16 protein-coding genes are annotated in these 16,993 nt (G+C 60.9%); 5 read left to right on the top strand and 11 right to left on the bottom strand.

Annotated elements, in window-relative coordinates:
* Window positions 1–85 precede the first annotated feature (85 nt).
* On the bottom strand, window positions 86–604 hold the full coding sequence (locus QC815_RS03985; RefSeq protein WP_230446760.1) for an FKBP-type peptidyl-prolyl cis-trans isomerase: 519 nt from the start codon (window positions 602–604) through the stop codon (window positions 86–88).
* A gap of 98 nt (window positions 605–702) precedes the next feature.
* On the opposite strand from QC815_RS03985, the gene QC815_RS03980 reads away from it, so the two are divergent.
* Entirely contained in the window at window positions 703–2,076 is a 1,374-nt protein-coding gene (locus QC815_RS03980; protein ID WP_230446759.1) for an AmpG family muropeptide MFS transporter, read from the top strand.
* Here QC815_RS03980 and QC815_RS03975 read toward each other — a convergent pair.
* Window positions 2,073–3,902 (bottom strand): SEC-C domain-containing protein, encoded by a 1,830-nt coding sequence (locus tag QC815_RS03975; protein ID WP_230446758.1) that lies wholly within the window; start codon window positions 3,900–3,902, stop codon window positions 2,073–2,075. The genes QC815_RS03980 and QC815_RS03975 overlap by 4 nt on opposite strands.
* 156 nt (window positions 3,903–4,058) lie before the next feature.
* On the opposite strand from QC815_RS03975, the gene QC815_RS03970 reads away from it, so the two are divergent.
* Entirely contained in the window at window positions 4,059–4,661 is a 603-nt protein-coding gene (locus QC815_RS03970) for a GNAT family N-acetyltransferase (protein WP_309767043.1), read from the top strand.
* Here QC815_RS03970 and QC815_RS03965 read toward each other — a convergent pair.
* The gene (locus QC815_RS03965; protein WP_309767041.1) at window positions 4,658–5,905 is read right to left on the bottom strand and encodes an ABC1 kinase family protein; all 1,248 of its coding nucleotides are present in this window, start codon (window positions 5,903–5,905) and stop codon (window positions 4,658–4,660) included. The genes QC815_RS03970 and QC815_RS03965 overlap by 4 nt on opposite strands.
* A 172-nt stretch (window positions 5,906–6,077) precedes the next feature.
* On the opposite strand from QC815_RS03965, the gene QC815_RS03960 reads away from it, so the two are divergent.
* Entirely contained in the window at window positions 6,078–8,003 is a 1,926-nt protein-coding gene (locus QC815_RS03960) for a DNA topoisomerase III (RefSeq protein WP_309767039.1), read from the top strand.
* A 95-nt stretch (window positions 8,004–8,098) separates the two neighbouring features.
* On the opposite strand, the gene QC815_RS03955 is transcribed toward QC815_RS03960, so the two are convergent.
* From QC815_RS03955 to QC815_RS03945, 3 genes are all read right to left on the bottom strand, one after another.
* Window positions 8,099–8,623, bottom strand: coding sequence for an MgtC/SapB family protein (locus QC815_RS03955; RefSeq protein ID WP_309767038.1), 525 nt, complete (start codon window positions 8,621–8,623; stop codon window positions 8,099–8,101).
* A gap of 69 nt (window positions 8,624–8,692) precedes the next feature.
* Window positions 8,693–9,979, bottom strand: coding sequence for a cation:proton antiporter (locus QC815_RS03950; RefSeq protein ID WP_230446753.1), 1,287 nt, complete (start codon window positions 9,977–9,979; stop codon window positions 8,693–8,695).
* A 138-nt stretch (window positions 9,980–10,117) separates the two neighbouring features.
* Window positions 10,118–10,756, bottom strand: coding sequence for an NAD(P)-dependent oxidoreductase (locus QC815_RS03945; protein WP_230446752.1), 639 nt, complete (start codon window positions 10,754–10,756; stop codon window positions 10,118–10,120).
* A gap of 110 nt (window positions 10,757–10,866) precedes the next feature.
* On the opposite strand from QC815_RS03945, the gene QC815_RS03940 reads away from it, so the two are divergent.
* Window positions 10,867–11,772, top strand: a complete 906-nt coding sequence (locus QC815_RS03940) for a LysR family transcriptional regulator (protein WP_309767036.1) — start codon at window positions 10,867–10,869, stop codon at window positions 11,770–11,772.
* Window positions 11,773–12,140: 368 nt separating this feature from the next.
* Here the strand turns inward: QC815_RS03940 and QC815_RS03935 are convergent, their stop codons facing one another.
* From QC815_RS03935 to QC815_RS17350, 5 genes are all read right to left on the bottom strand, one after another.
* A complete protein-coding gene (locus QC815_RS03935) occupies window positions 12,141–12,299 on the bottom strand; it encodes an O-methyltransferase (RefSeq protein WP_230446750.1) in 159 nt (52 codons plus the stop codon).
* A gap of 71 nt (window positions 12,300–12,370) precedes the next feature.
* Window positions 12,371–13,741: a CHAD domain-containing protein gene (locus tag QC815_RS03930; RefSeq protein WP_309767033.1), complete on the bottom strand. Its 1,371-nt coding sequence runs from the start codon at window positions 13,739–13,741 to the stop codon at window positions 12,371–12,373.
* A 60-nt stretch (window positions 13,742–13,801) separates the two neighbouring features.
* Window positions 13,802–14,209, bottom strand: coding sequence for a DUF2784 domain-containing protein (locus tag QC815_RS03925; protein ID WP_309767032.1), 408 nt, complete (start codon window positions 14,207–14,209; stop codon window positions 13,802–13,804).
* Between the two features lie 13 nt (window positions 14,210–14,222).
* Window positions 14,223–15,023: a M48 family metallopeptidase gene (locus QC815_RS03920; RefSeq protein ID WP_230446747.1), complete on the bottom strand. Its 801-nt coding sequence runs from the start codon at window positions 15,021–15,023 to the stop codon at window positions 14,223–14,225.
* Between the two features lie 339 nt (window positions 15,024–15,362).
* Window positions 15,363–15,524 (bottom strand): molybdate transporter family protein, encoded by a 162-nt coding sequence (locus tag QC815_RS17350; protein ID WP_422828367.1) that lies wholly within the window; start codon window positions 15,522–15,524, stop codon window positions 15,363–15,365.
* Between the two features lie 619 nt (window positions 15,525–16,143).
* Here QC815_RS17350 and QC815_RS03915 point away from each other — a divergent pair.
* A complete protein-coding gene (locus QC815_RS03915; protein ID WP_422828346.1) occupies window positions 16,144–16,959 on the top strand; it encodes an ABC transporter substrate-binding protein in 816 nt (271 codons plus the stop codon).
* Window positions 16,960–16,993 lie beyond the last annotated feature (34 nt).

Here is a 16,993-nt window from a genome sequence, read left to right as displayed (position 1 = left end):
GCATCTCCTGTGTCATCGCTTCAGGTTCACGATAAAAACTCTAAACCAGTCCGCGCTGGCTTGCCAGTCAAGCGTATCAACGCAACTAGAGCACCTTGCGATCTTCCACCTTGCTGTGTTCCGTCCCTGGAGGCAATGGATGCCCCTTGGCCAACTCCGCGCGCGTTGCCTCGCGGATGGTCAGCACCCTGACCTGATAGCGCAGGGTATGCCCCGCCAGGGGATGGTTGGTATCCACCGTCACCTGGTCTCCGCCTATATCCAGCACAGTGACAATCTGCGGCCCGGCTTCGCCTTCGGTCTGAAAGCGGCTGCCGACGCTAAGCTCGGCATTGCCAAAGGATGCGCGGGTGACGGTCTGTACCAGCGCATCGTTGTACAGGCCGTAGGCCTCGGCCGGTGCGAGGGTGACGCTCAGTTCGGCGCCCTCCTCCTGGCCTTCAAGGGCGCTTTCAAGCCCCGGCAAGATATTGCCGTGGCCGTGCAGATACTCGAGCGGCTTATCCCGTGACGTGGAGTCATCGAGCACCTGCTCGTCGCCGTCGCTCAACACGTCTTTCAAGACATAGTGCAGGGTTACCACGCAATGCGCTGAAATCGACATACAAAACTCCTCTCCGGTAAGCTGTCGCCTGTGTGTCCAAGCGTGGGCATAGCTTATCATCAGGCCATTGTCACCGTCTTACCCAGGAGTCACCCTGAATGCCCATCCCCACTCCCCAGCGCAGCTGGCGCGCTGCGCTGGCGATCTACCTGCGCGCCCCGGTGATTACCATGCTGTTTTTAGGGTTTTCGGCCGGGCTACCCTTTTTGCTGGTGTTCTCGACGCTCTCCGCCTGGTTGCGCAGCGACGGCGTGGAGGTCGCGGCGATCGGCTTTTTCGCCTGGATTGGCATGCTCTATTCGATCAAGTTCTTCTGGGCCCCGGTGGTCGACCGTCTGGCGCTGCCGGTGCTCACCCGCCACTTCGGCCAGCGGCGCGGCTGGATGCTGCTCGCCCAGGCCATGATTGCCGGCGGGCTCGTTGGCCTCGCCGGGCTCGACCCGGTAGACAATCTGGGCTGGGTCGCGGCCTTTGCTCTGCTGGTGGCCTTTGGCTCAGCCACCCAGGATATCGCCATCGATGCCTTTCGCATCGAATCCGCAGACGACGATGTGCAAGCCGCCATGGCGTCAACCTATATCATCGGCTATCGCGGTGGGTTAATCGCCGCCGGAGCATTGGCGTTGTATGTCGCCTCGGCGGTGTCATGGCAGGTGGCGTACCTGACCATGGCAGCGCTCGTCGGCGTCGGCGTGCTGACCGTGCTGCTGCGCCCGGAACCCAAGCGGACGTCGCTGTCGATACAGCTGATTCACGAACCCAAGGTGCGAGCGTTTATTCGCGCCAGCCGGGGCAAGCCCAAACTGTTGCGCCGCATCGGCGCCTGGGTGATTGGCGCCATCGTCTGCCCGTTCACCGACTTCTTCACCCGCTATGGGGTCAAGGCGCTGTGGCTATTGGTGTTTATCGGGGTGTTTCGCATCAGTGATCTGGCCATGGCCTCGATGGCCAATCCGCTGTATATCGACCTGGGATTTTCGCTGGAAACCATCGCCAACGTGACCAATGTGTTCGGTATCGTGATGAGCATTGCGGGGGGCATTCTCGGCGGGCTGCTGGTGGCACGCTACGGCATCGGGCCGCTGCTGATCGTCGGCGCCGGCATCGTCATGGTCACCAACCTGCTGTTCGCGGCCCTGGCGTTGATCGGCAATCAGCTGCCCATGCTGGTGCTGACGATTACCGGCGACAACCTGGCGAACGGCCTGGCCAGCGCGGTGTTTATCGCCTTTCTATCGAGCCTGACGTCCCGCGCCTACACCGCCACCCAGTACGCGCTTTTTTCCTCCTTGATGACGCTACCCGGCAAGTTCTTGAGCGGCTTTGGCGGGCTGGTCGTCGCCGGCCAGGGCTACGCCAGCTTTTTCGTGCTGGCCACCCTGCTCGGCCTGCCGGCCATTGCCCTGGCGATCTGGATCAACCGTGACCGCCAGTTGGTGCCCGCCCCAAACTTGGCGAGCACTGAGCCTTAACGACTCGCGGGGCGATGAGCATCGAGCCAATCCAGCGCGCCATGGGTCGTCCGCCACTGATCGCGCATCAGCGTGCGATACTGCCAGGCCTCGGCCCGGGAACCCGGGTCTACCTGGCCGTCGGGGTGGGGCATGACCGGCCGTGGGTTCTCGGCGCAGATCATGTCCAGGGTGTAGCGGTTATGGGCAACCACCTCTTTTAGCGAGCGTTCGGCTGCCTCGCGGTGGCCCAGCCGGTACAGCGCCAGCGTGCGCCCCATGAGCAGACCCAGCTCCAGAGAACCGTCGTCGCGTGCGTGCTCGGTAAGCGCCAGCGCTTCTTCGTTGCGGTCGTCGCGCAGCAGCTGATCGAGCACCAGCTCCTTGAGGCCGAGACTGTCTTCCTGGTCGATCGCCAGGAGCTCCTCGGCCAGCTCGCGGGAGTGCTGACGCGCCCCCCGTTCCATGCCCACCACCAGCGCCAGCCCGATGCGCAGCAGCATGGCGTTATCGGCATCGTCCCAGCGCAGGCTGCCGTCGCCAGCGGCCCGCGCCTGGGACAGCCAGCGGGAAAGTCGTTGGGCCAGCGGCGCCAGCAGGCTGGGCGCCATCCACGGCAGGCTGCCGAACCGGCTGGTCAAGGCCAGGGTCAAGTCCTGCACGACCTGGGGAGCATCCAGCCACTCGGGGTGGGCACACAGCGCCGACATCCACTCCACGGCATTGCCCCAGGGGTCGCCCCGAAAGCCCAGCGCCACGTCGTCATCGACCATTACCTGGAACTGCTCGTGCCAGGCGGCAAACAGCGTCGCCTCGCGGGCGCTGGTGCGGTATTCCAGATGCCCGGACTCGGGATCTTGATGGATGTCGATCTTGGGCGCGGTCGGCAAAGCGGCAAGCAGTGCCTGCAGCGAAATCAGCGGCGTTGCCAGGTCTTCTTCGGCGCTGAGCAACTGATCCGCAAGCGTCGCGCCCGGGTTATCCGCCAGCGCCGCCAGGAAGTCGAGCTGCTCCTCGTCCAGATCACCCTGCCGAACCAGGCGGCGATACCAGAAGTTGGCGCGCTCCTTGGCTTCGCGCTCGTGGCCTTCGTGAAGCAACAGCATGGCTTCGATGTAGGCAAGCGTGGGCGAATCCGGCAGCGCCTGCTGCGCCTTGACGAAGGCCGCCCGGGCGCTGTCCAGGTCATCATTATCCAGATGCGTCAAACACAGCCGCTCCAGCGCCACCCCGCGCAGGAACAGCGGGCCGCGTTCGAGCACTTCGTCCAACAGGTCGGCACGCTTGCGGTTAAAGCCGCGCTCCTGGTAGATGTCCAGCAGAATTTCAAAGGCCGGTTCAGCCTGCTCGGGCAGCCGCGACCAGTCGCTACCGTCGAAAAGCGACTCAAGAATCTGCATGGCACGACCGCTCTGGCCGCTTTCGGCGGCAATCAGCCCGGCCTCGAGAAGCGCCTGGGGCAGCGCGCGCTGGCTCTCAAGCGCGGCTTTCAGCGTCGCGCCTTTCCATTCGCGCAGCGAGAGCATCCACATCATCTGCTCGGGAATGTCCGTCGGAAACTCGACCTGCGAGCAGCACTGCTTGAACTTGCGTCCAGAATCGCACCAGCAGGGCTCGTTGCGGCCCGGCGTGGCTAGAGGTTCGCAGGCGAAGTCCAGCCGCTCCAGCGGGGTTTGCGACCACAGAATGGGCGCAAGCGCCTGGGCGGTGGCCAGGTCGTCGTTGAAATAACTCGCCCCTTCGGCACGCACCCAGGTCATGAAATCCGGATAATGTTCTTGTTGCCTGATTGCCGAGAGTGCCCCGGAGGCAAATCCCAGCAGCTGATCGACCCATACCGCCAGCATTGCCGTCTCCACTGTGTTAAATACCGTATCCAAAAGCGCCATAGTTTAGCATGACCGACAGGGGGCACACAGAGAGGATTGGCGCCATCGTCACGGACTGCTAGGGTTCAGCCATCCACCTGACGACGCAGCGTTTTAACCATTCAGAGCAATGCCATGAACGAACTGACCCTTACTGCCTGCCAAGGCCACGCCATCGCGCCCCATCTGGACGCCCTTGCTCGGCTCCGTATTCGGGTATTTCGGGATTTTCCCTATCTTTACGACGGCGACCTGGGCTACGAGGCAGACTATCTAGGCCGCTACGCGGAGAACCCGGCAAGCCTGTTCGTGCTGGCCTTCGACGGTGACACCCTGGTAGGCGCGGCCACCGGGCAGCCATTGAAAGACGAAGTCGACGCGTTTCGCCGCCCCTTCGAGGCCAACGGCATCGACCCCGAGCGGGTGTTTTACTACGGCGAGTCGGTGCTGCTACACGACTACCGCGGCCGCGGCATTGGCAAGCAGTTCATGGCCGAGCGCGAAGCGCATGCCAGACACCAGGGGTTCGAGATCGCCGCCTTCTGCGCCGTGGAGCGTCCCAGCGGCCATCCCCAGGAGCCGACGGACTATCGCCCGCTCCACGGCTTCTGGAATGCCCAGGGCTACCAGCGCCACGGCAAGCTTGCCACCACCTTTGCCTGGAAAGACATCGGGGAAGCGGACGAAACCCACAAGACGATGGTGTTCTGGCTAAAAACCTTGGGAACCTCTGATTAAGCCTTGCGTGCCCATTCCAGTAACGGCTGGGCGCGCGAATGCATGTCCAGGCGCGCCTTGAGGCGCACCAGGTTCCAGTAGTGACCGTTCAAGGCGCGGGACAGCAGCAGGGTCTCGGCGGGCGGCTGGAGGCGATCCATCGCCGCCCAGACCTTGGGGGTCAATTCACGCAGCCGGCGGTGAACACGCACGTCGCTGAAATCCTGCTCGCCAGGGGCAAACAGCGGGGCGACGCACGCGGCGGATTCACGGTAAAGCGACAGCGGCGCGCCCTGCCCCTGGCGGCCGCCCATCTGTACCAGCGCTTCGTCCATGGCCATGGGGTCATGGGCCAGCGTGGCCTCCAGCAGCTGCATCATTGCGTTGAGACGCGCCTCTGGCACCGGGATCACCGCGCCAAAGTCATAGATCACCAGCCGGCCCTGCTCATCGGCGGCAAAGTTGCCTGCGTGGGGGTCGGCGTGGAGCTCGCCGTAGGTAAACAGCTCCTCGGTGATCCAGTCCGCCAACGCCACGGCGACTTTCTGGCGGGTGTCGTCGTCGGCACTTTCCAGATCGCGCAGCGGCGTGCCGTCCACAAAACGCATCGCCAGCACATGCTGGCCGGAAAGCTCGAACAGCGGCTCGGGGATCACCAGGCGGCTATCGGCCTGGTAGCGTTCGCGGTAGCGGGCCATGGCGTCAGCCTCGGCGCGGTAATCAAGCTCGTCGCGCAGTCCCGCCGCCAGCTCTTCAAACAGCGCGTCCAGACGCGCCTGGGGCACCTTGAACCAGCGACCCAGCCCCATGATGCGCCTCACCTGCTTGAGGTCGCTTTCCAGCACGTCGGCAAGCCCGGGGTATTGCACCTTGAGCACCACCGTCTCGCCCTCGTGAGTCACCGCCTTGTGCACCTGCCCCATGGAAGCGCTGGCAAAGGGCCGCTCTTCGATGTCGCGAAAGCGCGAATCCAGCTCGCCGTACTGCATCACCAGCGCCTCGCGGATACGCGGCCAGGGCATGGGCTCCGCCTGGCGCTGAAGGCGCGACAGCTCCTCGGCCAGGTCTGGTGGCAAGAGATCATCCCACTGGGACATGATCTGCGCCAGTTTCATGGCCGGCCCCTTGAGCTCGGAAAGCCCCTCAAACAGCGCTTCACCCAAGGACTGCCAGTCCGCCTGGCCACCCAGGCGCGTCTTGAGCAGCGCACCGCCGGTGCGCGCCCCCAATCCCATTAAACGTCGTGTTCTACCGCGATCTCGCATGGCAGCTACCTTGTTGACCATCTGCCCACAGCTTACGCAATCATTCATATTTATACAAAAGCTATACGCATAAAGGCTGCGTATCATTTCATCGACAGCCTTGCAGGATGCTCAACACCGCCTGCTGTCTGGTACCATAACAGTCACGTTCAACCACTCAGGCCTAGCCCGCATGCGCTTGATTATCGCCGAAAAACCCAGCCTGGCCCGGGCGATTGCCGACGCGCTCCCCGGCAACGCCCAGCGTCAGGACGGCGCGATTGTCTGCGGCGATACCACGGTGACCTGGTGCCTTGGCCATCTGTTGGAACAGGCCGCGCCGGAAGCCTACGACCCCGCCGACAAACAGTGGCGGCTCGACCGGCTGCCGATTGTGCCCTCTACCTGGCAGCTCGCGCCGCGCCCCAAGGCCCGCGGGCAGCTGGCGGTAATTCGCAAGCTGATCAAGCAGGCCAAGGAAGTGATTCACGCCGGCGACCCGGACCGCGAAGGCCAGCTGTTGGTCCAGGAAGTGATCGAGCACATGAAGTATCGCGGCCCGGTGCAGCGGCTGCTGATCAGCGACCTTAACCGCCCGGCGGTGAGTCGAGCCCTCACAACACTTCGCTCCAACGCCGAGTTCCAGCCGCTTTACCAGGCAGCCCAGGCCCGCGCCCGCGCCGACTGGCTTTACGGCATCAACCTGACCCGCGCCTGGACGCTTACGGGCCGCCAGGCGGGCCACGACGGCGTGCTTTCCGTGGGCCGCGTGCAGACCCCGGTGCTCGGGCTGATCGTGCGCCGCGACAACGCCATCCGTGATTTCGTGCCCCATCCTTTCTACCCGCTATGGGTAGACCTGCAGGTTGCCCAGGGGCAACTACGAGCCTGGTGGGTACCCAAGGAACATCAGCCGCTGGATGAACAGGGGCGACTGATCGACCGCGCCCCCGCCGACGCGCTGGCGGCGCAGCTGCCTGGGGCAACTGGGGAGCTGACCCAGCTGGAGCAGCAGGAAAAGCGCCAGGCGCCGCCGCTGCCCTATTCGCTTTCTGCCCTGCAGGTCGACGCCGCCCGCCGCCACGGGCTTTCCGCGCAGGTGGTGCTGGATATCTGCCAGCGGCTTTACGAGCAGCACAAGCTGATTACGTACCCGCGCTCCGACTGCCGCTACCTGCCCGAAGACCACCTCTCGCTTGCCCAGCGCAGCTTGAGCGGTGCCTGTCAGAACGACGATACCCTGCGCCAGTGGCTCGACGGTGCCGACTTCTCCCTACGCTCCAAGGCCTGGAACGACAAGCAGGTAGGCGCGCACCACGCCATTGCCCCCACCGGCAAACCGGCGGACTTAAGCCAGCTATCCGCCACTGAGGGCCAGGTGTTCCGGCTGATCGTGCGCAACGTGATGGCCCAGTTCTACCGCCCGCTGCGCACTTTTGAAGTGAAGGCAGAGTTCACCTTGCTGAAAGAGGCTTTCCGCGCCCGCGGCCTGAGCATCCTCGACCCCGGCTGGAAGCCGCTGTTTACCACCCGCGAAGACACCCCACCCCTGCCGCCGCTGACTCAGGGCGAAGCCTGCCAGGCGCTCGGCGCAGGCGTCGAGGAAAAAGAAACCCGCCCGCCGGAACCCTTCACCGACGCCAGCCTGATCAAGGCGATGATGAACATCGGACGTTACGTGGACGACCCGGCCGTGCGCCGCACCCTACGCGACACCGACGGCCTGGGCACCGAAGCGACCCGCGCCGGGATTATCGAAACCCTGGTGCAACGCGGCTACCTGATCCGCAAGCAGAAAGCCCTGCGCGCCACCAGACTGGGCACCGCGCTCATCGCCGCCCTGCCCAGCGCCGTTAGCACGCCGGAACGCACCGCCCTATGGGAGCAGCGCCTGCGCGCCATCGCCGAGCAGCAGGACGACGCATACGCCTTTCAACAGGCCCTGCTGGAGGATTTACGCAGCCTGCTCACCCATAGCGACGCAGGCAAGCTGAAGCACAGCTTGCAGACCGCCAAGGGAGAAGCGGGAGGGGTCGCCAAGCGCACCAGCCAGACAGGCAAACGGTACGTTAGACGCAAAAGCCCGGGCGGGAGAAAGAAAACGACGACAAAAAACTAACGGGGTCTTCAAATCATGAAATGAAGGGGGCTCCACAGTAGCGCTCTGCCAATAGAGCACACTGACACCGCTACACCAGCAGATACCCTGGTTCCTCAGGCATCCGGCGTGTCGTCGGTGTCGTCGGTGTCCTCGTCTTGGTTCGCTTTTTTCCTGCTGATGAAACGCGAGAAGAACGGCACCACGTAAAGCACCAGCCAGGCCAGCAGCGTACATAATACGGCCGTTTGCTCGCGCCCCAGACCTACGGCAATGCCGATGGCGGCGGTAAACCAGATGCCTGCCGCCGTGGTCAGCCCTGAGGTGCCTTGGTCGTCTTTACGGGTAATGATGGTACCGGCGCAAAGAAAGCCGATGCCCGCTATAACTCCTTGAATGACGCGGCTCATCTCCGAATCGGAAATACCCGCTTGCGCAGGAATCAAGATAAACAGCGCAGCGCCCATGCATACCAGCATATGGGTACGTATGCCCGCCGCCTTGCCGCTCTGTTCGCGCTCCAGCCCCAGCAGTCCCCCCAGTAGTGCCGCCATCAGCAGCCGCAGCACCACCACGACAAATTCTCTTAAATCGTTAAAATCCGAAAACTCGGAGACGATGATGTTGCCAATCACATCCATTGTGCTGTTCCTGTGGTGTTACTTACCGAAGAGGCTCGCTGGCAATGATAGAGGGTATCTTTGCTCGGTTTATGGCCACCACTTTGACATCATCGGCTTGACGGTGAGTCCGTGGATAATGATCGACAGCACGATCACCACCAGCGTAATGTGGATGAACTCCACCGCCAGCGCTTCCGGCAGACCAAAGACAATCGCGAACATCAGGTAATAGATCGAGCCGATACCGCGCACGCCGAACCACCCTACCAGCATCCGCAGGCGCATCGGCGTTCCCGAGCCAAGCAGGCCGATAAAGACGCTGACCGGGCGCACGATAACAAACAGAAAGAGCGCCAGGCCAACCGCCCGCATACTCCACGAATCAATAAACAGCATCCCACCCAGCAGCATGACAAGCACCAGCTCGGAAAGCCGCTCGAGGGATTCCTTGAACACCAACGAGCCTTCTGCCACTTGCGTACCGTGTTGGGGCGTTGCCTCCTCGTCGAGGATCGACGTGTCAGGCACGGGCGGAACGTCTGAGGCGGGTGCATGAGTATTCGCCAGCTTGCGCTCCGACTGGCGCAGCGCAATGGCCGCCGCAAACACCGCCAGAAAGCCCCACGCATCGAGCAGCAGGCAGACGCCATACACCACGCCGATCAGGCCCAACCCGAGAAAATCATCCAGCAAAGGCCCCTCGCTGATCATGAAGCGTTGCTTCCATACCAGCTGAGCCAATAAACGCCCCATGACCACGCCCACCACCAGCGCCATGAGCGTGGACCAGAGTATCTCCTTCAGCAGCCACCCCTGGAGCATGTCCAGGCTGAGCGGCGCGCTGAGCATGGCGAGCCCGAGCATCACAAACGGAAAGGCACTGCCATCGTTCATGCCCGCTTCACTGGTCAGCGTGAACCGCAGCGGGTCTTTATCGCCCATGTGGCGAACCTGCACGTCGGTGGCCAGCACCGGATCGGTAGGCGCCAGTATAGCGCCCAGCACAACCGCTGCCCCCAGTGGTAAAGCCAGTATGTAGTAGCCGAAAGCAGCCGTCAGGGCGACGCTGATCGACATGGAGACAAACGCCAGCCGCACCGGCACACGCCATTCGCGCCATCTGAAGGGCAACGGCATTTTCATGCCCGCGATAAACAACGACACCAACACCGCAATTTCAGCGAGCACTTCCAGCAGGTGCGCCTGCTTGAGCGGGTTGAAATGAAACGCACCGAGCAGCGACGGCCCCAGGGTGACCCCGATAGCCAGATAGACAATCGACGGCGTCAGCCGCATTCGCTGCAGAAAAGCAGAACGCAGCCCCATCGTGATCAACAGGATTCCGATCAATACAAACCAGGCGGCGGTGGTCAAGGGTAGGCATCCGAAAGGGATATAATGGCAGTGTGAGGCATACAGGCCGCCCGGTCACGAAGATGATGATAGCGCAAGGATACCTGGGACTAATGAAGCGCCCCTCACCTGTGCGGGTAAGGGACTATAAGAATTTGCTCAGTAGGCGACGCAGAAGCGCTGATAGGTATGGCGCGGCGCTTCCAGCTCATCGATCATGGCGATGGCGTAATCCTGCGCGGAAATACGGCTGTTGCCGTCACTATCGGTGAGCAGCGTATCGCTCCCCAGCCGGAAGTTGCCCGTGCGCTCGCCAGGAAAAATCTCAGCGGCGGGAGACAGGAACGTCCACGCCGGGGCCGTTTGCTCCCGCAATATATCCAGAGCAGCTTTAGCCCCCTCCGCCATGGCCCGATACTCGTCGGGAAAATCCGGCGTGTCCAGCAACAGCTTACCCGACGCCACCTCAAGTGTGGCCGCACCACCGACCATCAGCAACCTGGGGACTGACGCGTGTTGAGTGGCGGCCAGAATCGACTGGAATCCCTTGAGATAATAGCCGAATACATCCTTCTGGGCGTGGCTGCTGAAAGCGCTGACAACGGCCTCGACACCGCGTAGCTGCTGGGCAAGCTCAGCGGTATTCAACGCATCGCTTTTAACGCTAACGACATGTTCATGCGACGTCACCCGTTCAGGGCGAGTGACTAGTGCCTTCGCATGATGGCCGCGGGAGAGCGCCTCGGTTAACAGGGCAGAACCAATGAATCCGCTGGCGCCGATCAGTGCAATCTTCATCACAGTACTCCTTCAATGGGTCGTCACTGCATTGTCGGGCGCCTCATTGATTTGAAAAATAGCGGTTTTCGTAATTTACTGTTGTTGATTTGATAACAATAGAGCGCCACATGACCACCGCCAATGAGTTCGATTTAAACGGTTTGCCGATCTTTATCGCGCTGGTGGAGGCAGGCAGCTTTACCAAGGCGGCGGAGCGGCTAGGCTGTACGAAAACCCGCGTAAGCCTGCAAATTCGCCAGTTGGAAACGCGCCTGGGGGTCACGCTGTTTCTCCGCACCACGCGGCGGGTCCAACTCACCCAGGCCGGAGAAGCGCTCTACCATCAATGCCATCCGCTATTAACGGATCTACAGGGGGCACTTGCCAGTGCCGCCAGTGACACCCAACAGCTTCACGGCGAGTTGCGTATCACAGCCCCCGAAGATTACGCCGCCGAGGTGTTGAGTGGCGCGGTGGTCGCCTTTAGCCGCTTGCACCCGGCCCTGCATATAGAACTACGCAGCGGCGACCAGGTAAGCGACATGGTGCAGGACGGTATCGATTTAGCGTTTCGTTTAGGCTGGCTCAAAGATTCCACGCTTCGCGCGCGTCGCATAGGCACTTTTCAACAGCATGTAATGGCGGCCCCTGATTACCTGGAACGTCACGGCACGCCCTGCCATCCCAAGGCGCTGGAAGACCATGCATGGATCGCCTTTACGCCGTTAAAAGCGCCGTTAACCTGGACGTTCCAACGACGTGATGAGCGGCATGAGGTACAAATGCGCGCGGGGCTGGCCGCCAATTCGACGGCGAGCCTGGTCGCGCTGATGGTCGCTGGAGGGGGGCTTTCTGTCATGCCGGACATGACCGCAGCGCCAGAGATCGCCGCCGGACGCCTGGTACGCGTGCTTGAAGAATGGATACTGCCCGAAGCTGGTGTCTACGCGGTATATCCGCCGGGGCGGCATGTGACCGCCAAGGCGCGTGCCTTCATGACCTTTTTTGACGCGCGGTTACATGGCGTACCCTGACGGCCTGGATGCCAGGCTCACGACGAGCGTGGCACACGAGTGGCCAGGAACTGGCCGTTATCGACGGGAACGGTGCAAGTGCTGAAATCAGCGGTCGCCTCCACAAGCGCCACGAAAGGCGCCATCTCGTCGGCATGCGAAAGGGCGTTGTCGACGACGACAAGCCCGTGTTTGCTCAAAACGCGCTGGATACTTGACCACCACTGCACGTAGTCAGCGCGTTGCGAATCCAGAAAGACAAGATCAACGCTGGTCTACGGCATGCTTGCCAGGTAAGCGCCCGCCTCTCCCTGGCGCTGGGTGATAAATTTGCCAAGGCCCGAGCGTTCAAAATTCCTGGCGGCTAAATCAAGCTTGTAATCGGAAAGTTATACAGTAGTGACATGCCCGCCAATGGGCTCCACCCCCTGAGCAAGCCACAGCGTCGAATAGCCGTTTGAGGTGCCAATCTCAAGCACCCGGTGCGCCCTGGTGGCCTTGACCAGCACCTGAAGAAACTCGCCGGTATCTCGGGTGATATTCAGCATGCGGCACGCGCTTCACCCCACATGGTAGCGCGTCGCAACCGGCAGCGACCCTAGTGAGCAAAACGGCAAGGTTACTTTTGAGCCTTGGGCAAGGGTGCTAACGCCAAAGCATCTTTGCGCAGGTTGTGCTTTGTTTTTTCCAGCTCAGCGCGCCATTGACTGCACTCCTGCTTCTGCCTTTGGCCGTTATCGGCATTAGCACAGAAGGCATCCAGCCAGACTTGTCGGGTGAACAAATCCTGAAAGTCACCGAGCAGACGCTGACGGCGCTTCAGCTCGGATAAAAACGGTTTGGAGATGTCTGGCATCAGGTCGGCCAGATAGCGGATGCGCTTCAAGCTCTTGCGAAGTTCATGTAAGGCGGTGTCAGAAGCGTCGAACGAGAGTGCGGCCAGATCGTCATCGTGGCGTGCGATGCGCTCCTCCAGTACCGCGTGAATACGCTTGGGTGAAAGTGTGGACAACGCCTTATCAAACTCCCCCGACGCTATAAAACGCTGCCAGCCTTGCAGCTCTTCAGCGTACTCCGGCGCGCTTAACTGCTGGCAAAGGGTATGATGCTCCACCCGCTGGAAACCCTCGAGCCATTGCTGCAAGCCCTGGCGAGTGTTGGCGGAAAGCGGTGGCTGGGTTTTATCCAGATCCTCCAGAAATACGTCCAGATCGCGCAGGTCGCTGGTGGCCTGGGCACGCCGTTTGAGCCGCTTCAGCCTCTTCTTCAGGCCGGGCACCTTGGTAATGGCAAGCACGGATTCGCACACTGCCCGGCTACGGCGCAAGTTAACCCGGTACTGATGCAGAAACTCAGGATCGATGCCCGCGACCACTCCCGGCTCTAACGCCCTGATCATCCGGTACTGATGCTCGAGCATGGCATGGATATGGCTAGCTGTGTCGCGCTTATGGTCGGGCTGCTTGGGTGCCAAGCGCTTGAAAAGCGGATAACTGGCCTCCGCCGGGCTCAACTGCCCTACTAGCTCGGCACCGCCCTGACCCATGGATGACCAGGGCCTATCAGGCAGCGTGACATGCAGCACGCTACCGGTGGGCAGCGATGGCGGTGCTGCCTTATCGAACCAACGGGCAAGATCCACCAGAGCGGGATTATGGCCGATAATCAACACGCGCTCGGCCTCGCCAGGCAACGCTTTCAGCCATGCCAGTAGCGCTTCAATATCGAAGGTGTAAAGGGCTTCATCGAAGTGAACCGAATTCGCCAAAGTACGGTCAGGCAGTTGCGCTGCGATATCGTCGAATGTCTCCCGCGTGCGCGCCGCCGTGCTGACATAGACCTCCCCTTGCAACGCTTGCCAGCGCTGCAACACAGGCGCCATCACCGCTGCCTGATGCTTGCCCCGCTTGCGTAGCGGCCGCTGGTGATCGGTCATGTCGCCACGGGGCTGCTTGGCCTTGGCGTGACGCATCAGGTAAAGATGCCGCATGGCTTGCCTCCTGATCACGCTTCATTGTGAAAAGTCTAGTACACGCACCCAGCAGCTTACTTAGCGTTGACGCTGACCAGGCCGCACCATAGACCAGCTAGCCAGCACCAGACCGCCAAACACGGTGTACACCGCCATGAAAACCCAGTCTGGGGCGATATGATAGAGCAGGCTCTGCAGCCAATGCTGAATAAACGACCCCGCATAGGTAGCGGCGCCCGCCTCTGCCCTCAGTGCCATTTCCCAGGTGGTTAGCGGGCAGACGGCTCCTAGCCAGGATTGCACCACCACATAGCCGATAGCGCCTAGGTGCACAATGCGAAACACCCGATTGCGCACCCACTGCCAGTTCAGAAAATAGCCCGCGTACACGGCTAACAAACCGAGCACGACAAACGCGACGAACAGCACATGAATGACCAGCAATGCGTCGGCCAACAATAGCCACAGCCCCGGATTAGACATCATGGGTCACCTCACTTCACGAACAGTCAGCCGGGGTAGCCGACCGGTAGATCGCCGTGGCGTCTTCCAGCGCTTGTTCCAAGCCGCGAATGCGCGTTTCGTGGGCCGGGTGCGTCGAGAGAAATTCTGGGGGCTGGTCACCGCCATTAGCCGCCATGTTTTGCCACAGCGCGACGCTCTGCTGCGGATCGAATCCTGCACGGGCCATGATCTCCAGGCCCATCAGATCGGCTTCCTCTTCATGGGCACGGCTGAACGGCAGACGGATGCCTAACTGGGCGCCGATCCCCAACGCCTGCATCAACTGTTGACTGCCAAAATCCCCCTCCCCCAGCAACCCGACGACCAGGAGGACGGCCTTGATACCAAGCTGTTGGGTCAGCCGCTCGTTACCATGGTCGGCCAGTACGTGAGCAACTTCATGCCCGACCACTGCCGCCAGTTGGGCGGGGGTTTCAGCGACCTGCAGCAAACCGCTATGCACACCAATGTGACCACCCGGCAGGGCAAACGCATTGGGGGATGGGTCTTCAAACACCACCACGTCCCAGCGTTTGGGGAAATCCAGTCCGAGATAGCTTGCCTCGGCGCCGGCGATCACGTGTTCGGCCACGCACTGTACCAGGCGATTCGCCTGTGCATTGCCACTCACCGGCTGGCGCTCGCGCAGCTGGTTAAAGGCGTCCTGCCCCATATCGTCCATCAGCGGGTTGGGTACCAACGCCACCTGAGACCGCCCGGTGGGCGTTTCTCCGCAGCCCGCCAGAAATGCGAGCAGCCCTAGCAGGAAAAAGGGTAACAATAATCGCCGGTACATGATGGAGGGTTCCGCGCGGTTCAGGATTCATGGAGCGTGTCTGGCGACAGAATCGTAGCGTATATTAAGCGGCTTCAAAAATCCTGTAATGCGCTCATGTCCTCATTTCCTCATGTCAGTAGGCGGTGCGGGTAAAGTGCTCCCCGTTTCGCCTTGCCAAAACGCGTAATTTACGCTGAGAGATTGCCGAAAGCTACTCCCCCCAAGCCTCAATAGCGCTGCAGGGAAATGTGGCAATGCCCCCAAAATGATCACCAGTTCAGACAACGTGACCACCCCGACAAGCGGCGACGTGGACATCAGGTCAATGCTCATGTGAGCGAGCAACAGTCCCAATCCTCACTGGATACCGCTCAGAACCGACCTGGGCACCAGCCGGGCTAGCCAGTTGATCCTGCCCGTCGCCCCTGACAGCAGCAACACCGCGCCGATCAGCACACCGCTCGCGGCTGTACCGGTATAGGCAGACGATAATAAAGCCCCGTTGCGATATAAAAGCAGCGAAGCCCAACAGAACAGATATCGGCGCCAAGCCTGCCACGCCTATAGCACCAAGGCTAAGCGGCAGTAACGCCCCTAAATCACCGAGCGCACGGCAAGCATCTTTCGGTAGATGATGGGTCGAAGGCGTACGCGTTACTCAGTGATCACCCCATCTGTTAGCGGGACAGTCGGGAGCGGCAGATGCGTATTCAAAATACAGCTTGTATGCATATGAATGCATAAATTACAGCGCTAAGTGCAAACGTACCCATCACGGTAGATAATGCAACTCAAGGGCGTATCCAAACAGTTCTCCGACGCGGCTTACTTTCTTTATTGCGCTGACACTTAATTGAATGTTGCCCGATGGACAGGTCAACCATTGCATGGCCATGAGGTTCATAGGGCTGCCTGGCTGCAGACAGGACGCAATACAGGAAACGACATCAGCCAGCGGGGCTGTTGCGCCATAAACCAATCGCCTCATACCAATATATACGGCGAAACATTCACAACGACGGCCCGCACCGATTGCTTCAAGATTCCACCAAGCAAAGCGATCAGGTACCCATTCAATGCCACGCAGCCAGACGAATGATTACCCCCTTTGCATCAACTCAAAAGAAGGAAGGAAAAGATGAAAAAGACCGGATTGATCCTCGCGACCACAAGCCTTATGGGCCTCGCCTTGACGGCACAAGCCCAAGAAGACGCAGACTTCATCACCCTCGCCTCCACTACGTCTACCGAAAATTCGGGCCTGTTTGATCACATCAACCCACAGTTTACCGAGGCTACCGGCATCGATGTACGTGTTGTCGCCGTGGGAACGGGTCAAGCCTTTGAAATTGCCCGCCGTGGCGACGCGGACAGCCTCCTTGTGCACGACACGGCCGGCGAAGAGCGTTTTGTATCAGAAGGTTACGGAATCGAACGCGCCAACGTCATGTATAACGATTTCGTCATCATCGGCCCGACGGATGACCCGGCAGGCATTGCAGACGCAGAGAACGTGACGGAAGCGTTCACGCTCATCGCCGAAGAAGAAGCGCCTTTCGTCTCGCGCGGCGATGACAGCGGAACAAATCGCGCCGAACTACGCCTGTGGGACGCTGCGGGTGTGTCGCCTGAAGGCGAGTGGTATCGCGAGCTGGGAAGCGGCATGGGCCCGACACTCAATACCGCCGCTGGCATGAACGCCTACGTGATGAGTGACCGCGCTACCTGGGTCGCTTTTGAAAACCCCAAAGACTTGACGTTACTGTTCGAGGGCGACGATGCGCTTTTCAATCAATACGGCAGTATTCTGATTAATCCGGAACGCCACCCGCACATCAAGCAAGATTTGGCAGCACAATGGCACGAATGGCTCCTCTCTGATGAGGGCCAACAAGCCATTGGCGAATTCGAAGTAAAAGGCCAGCAGTTGTTCTTCCCCAACGCGGCTGAATAAGGTTCATGGGCTGGGCCTAGCCATGACAGGCCCA

It is taken from the genome of Vreelandella gomseomensis (assembly GCF_031451645.1).
Classification (GTDB): Bacteria; Pseudomonadota; Gammaproteobacteria; order Pseudomonadales; family Halomonadaceae; genus Vreelandella; species Vreelandella gomseomensis.
This window is presented reverse-complemented; position numbering and strand designations above follow the sequence as displayed.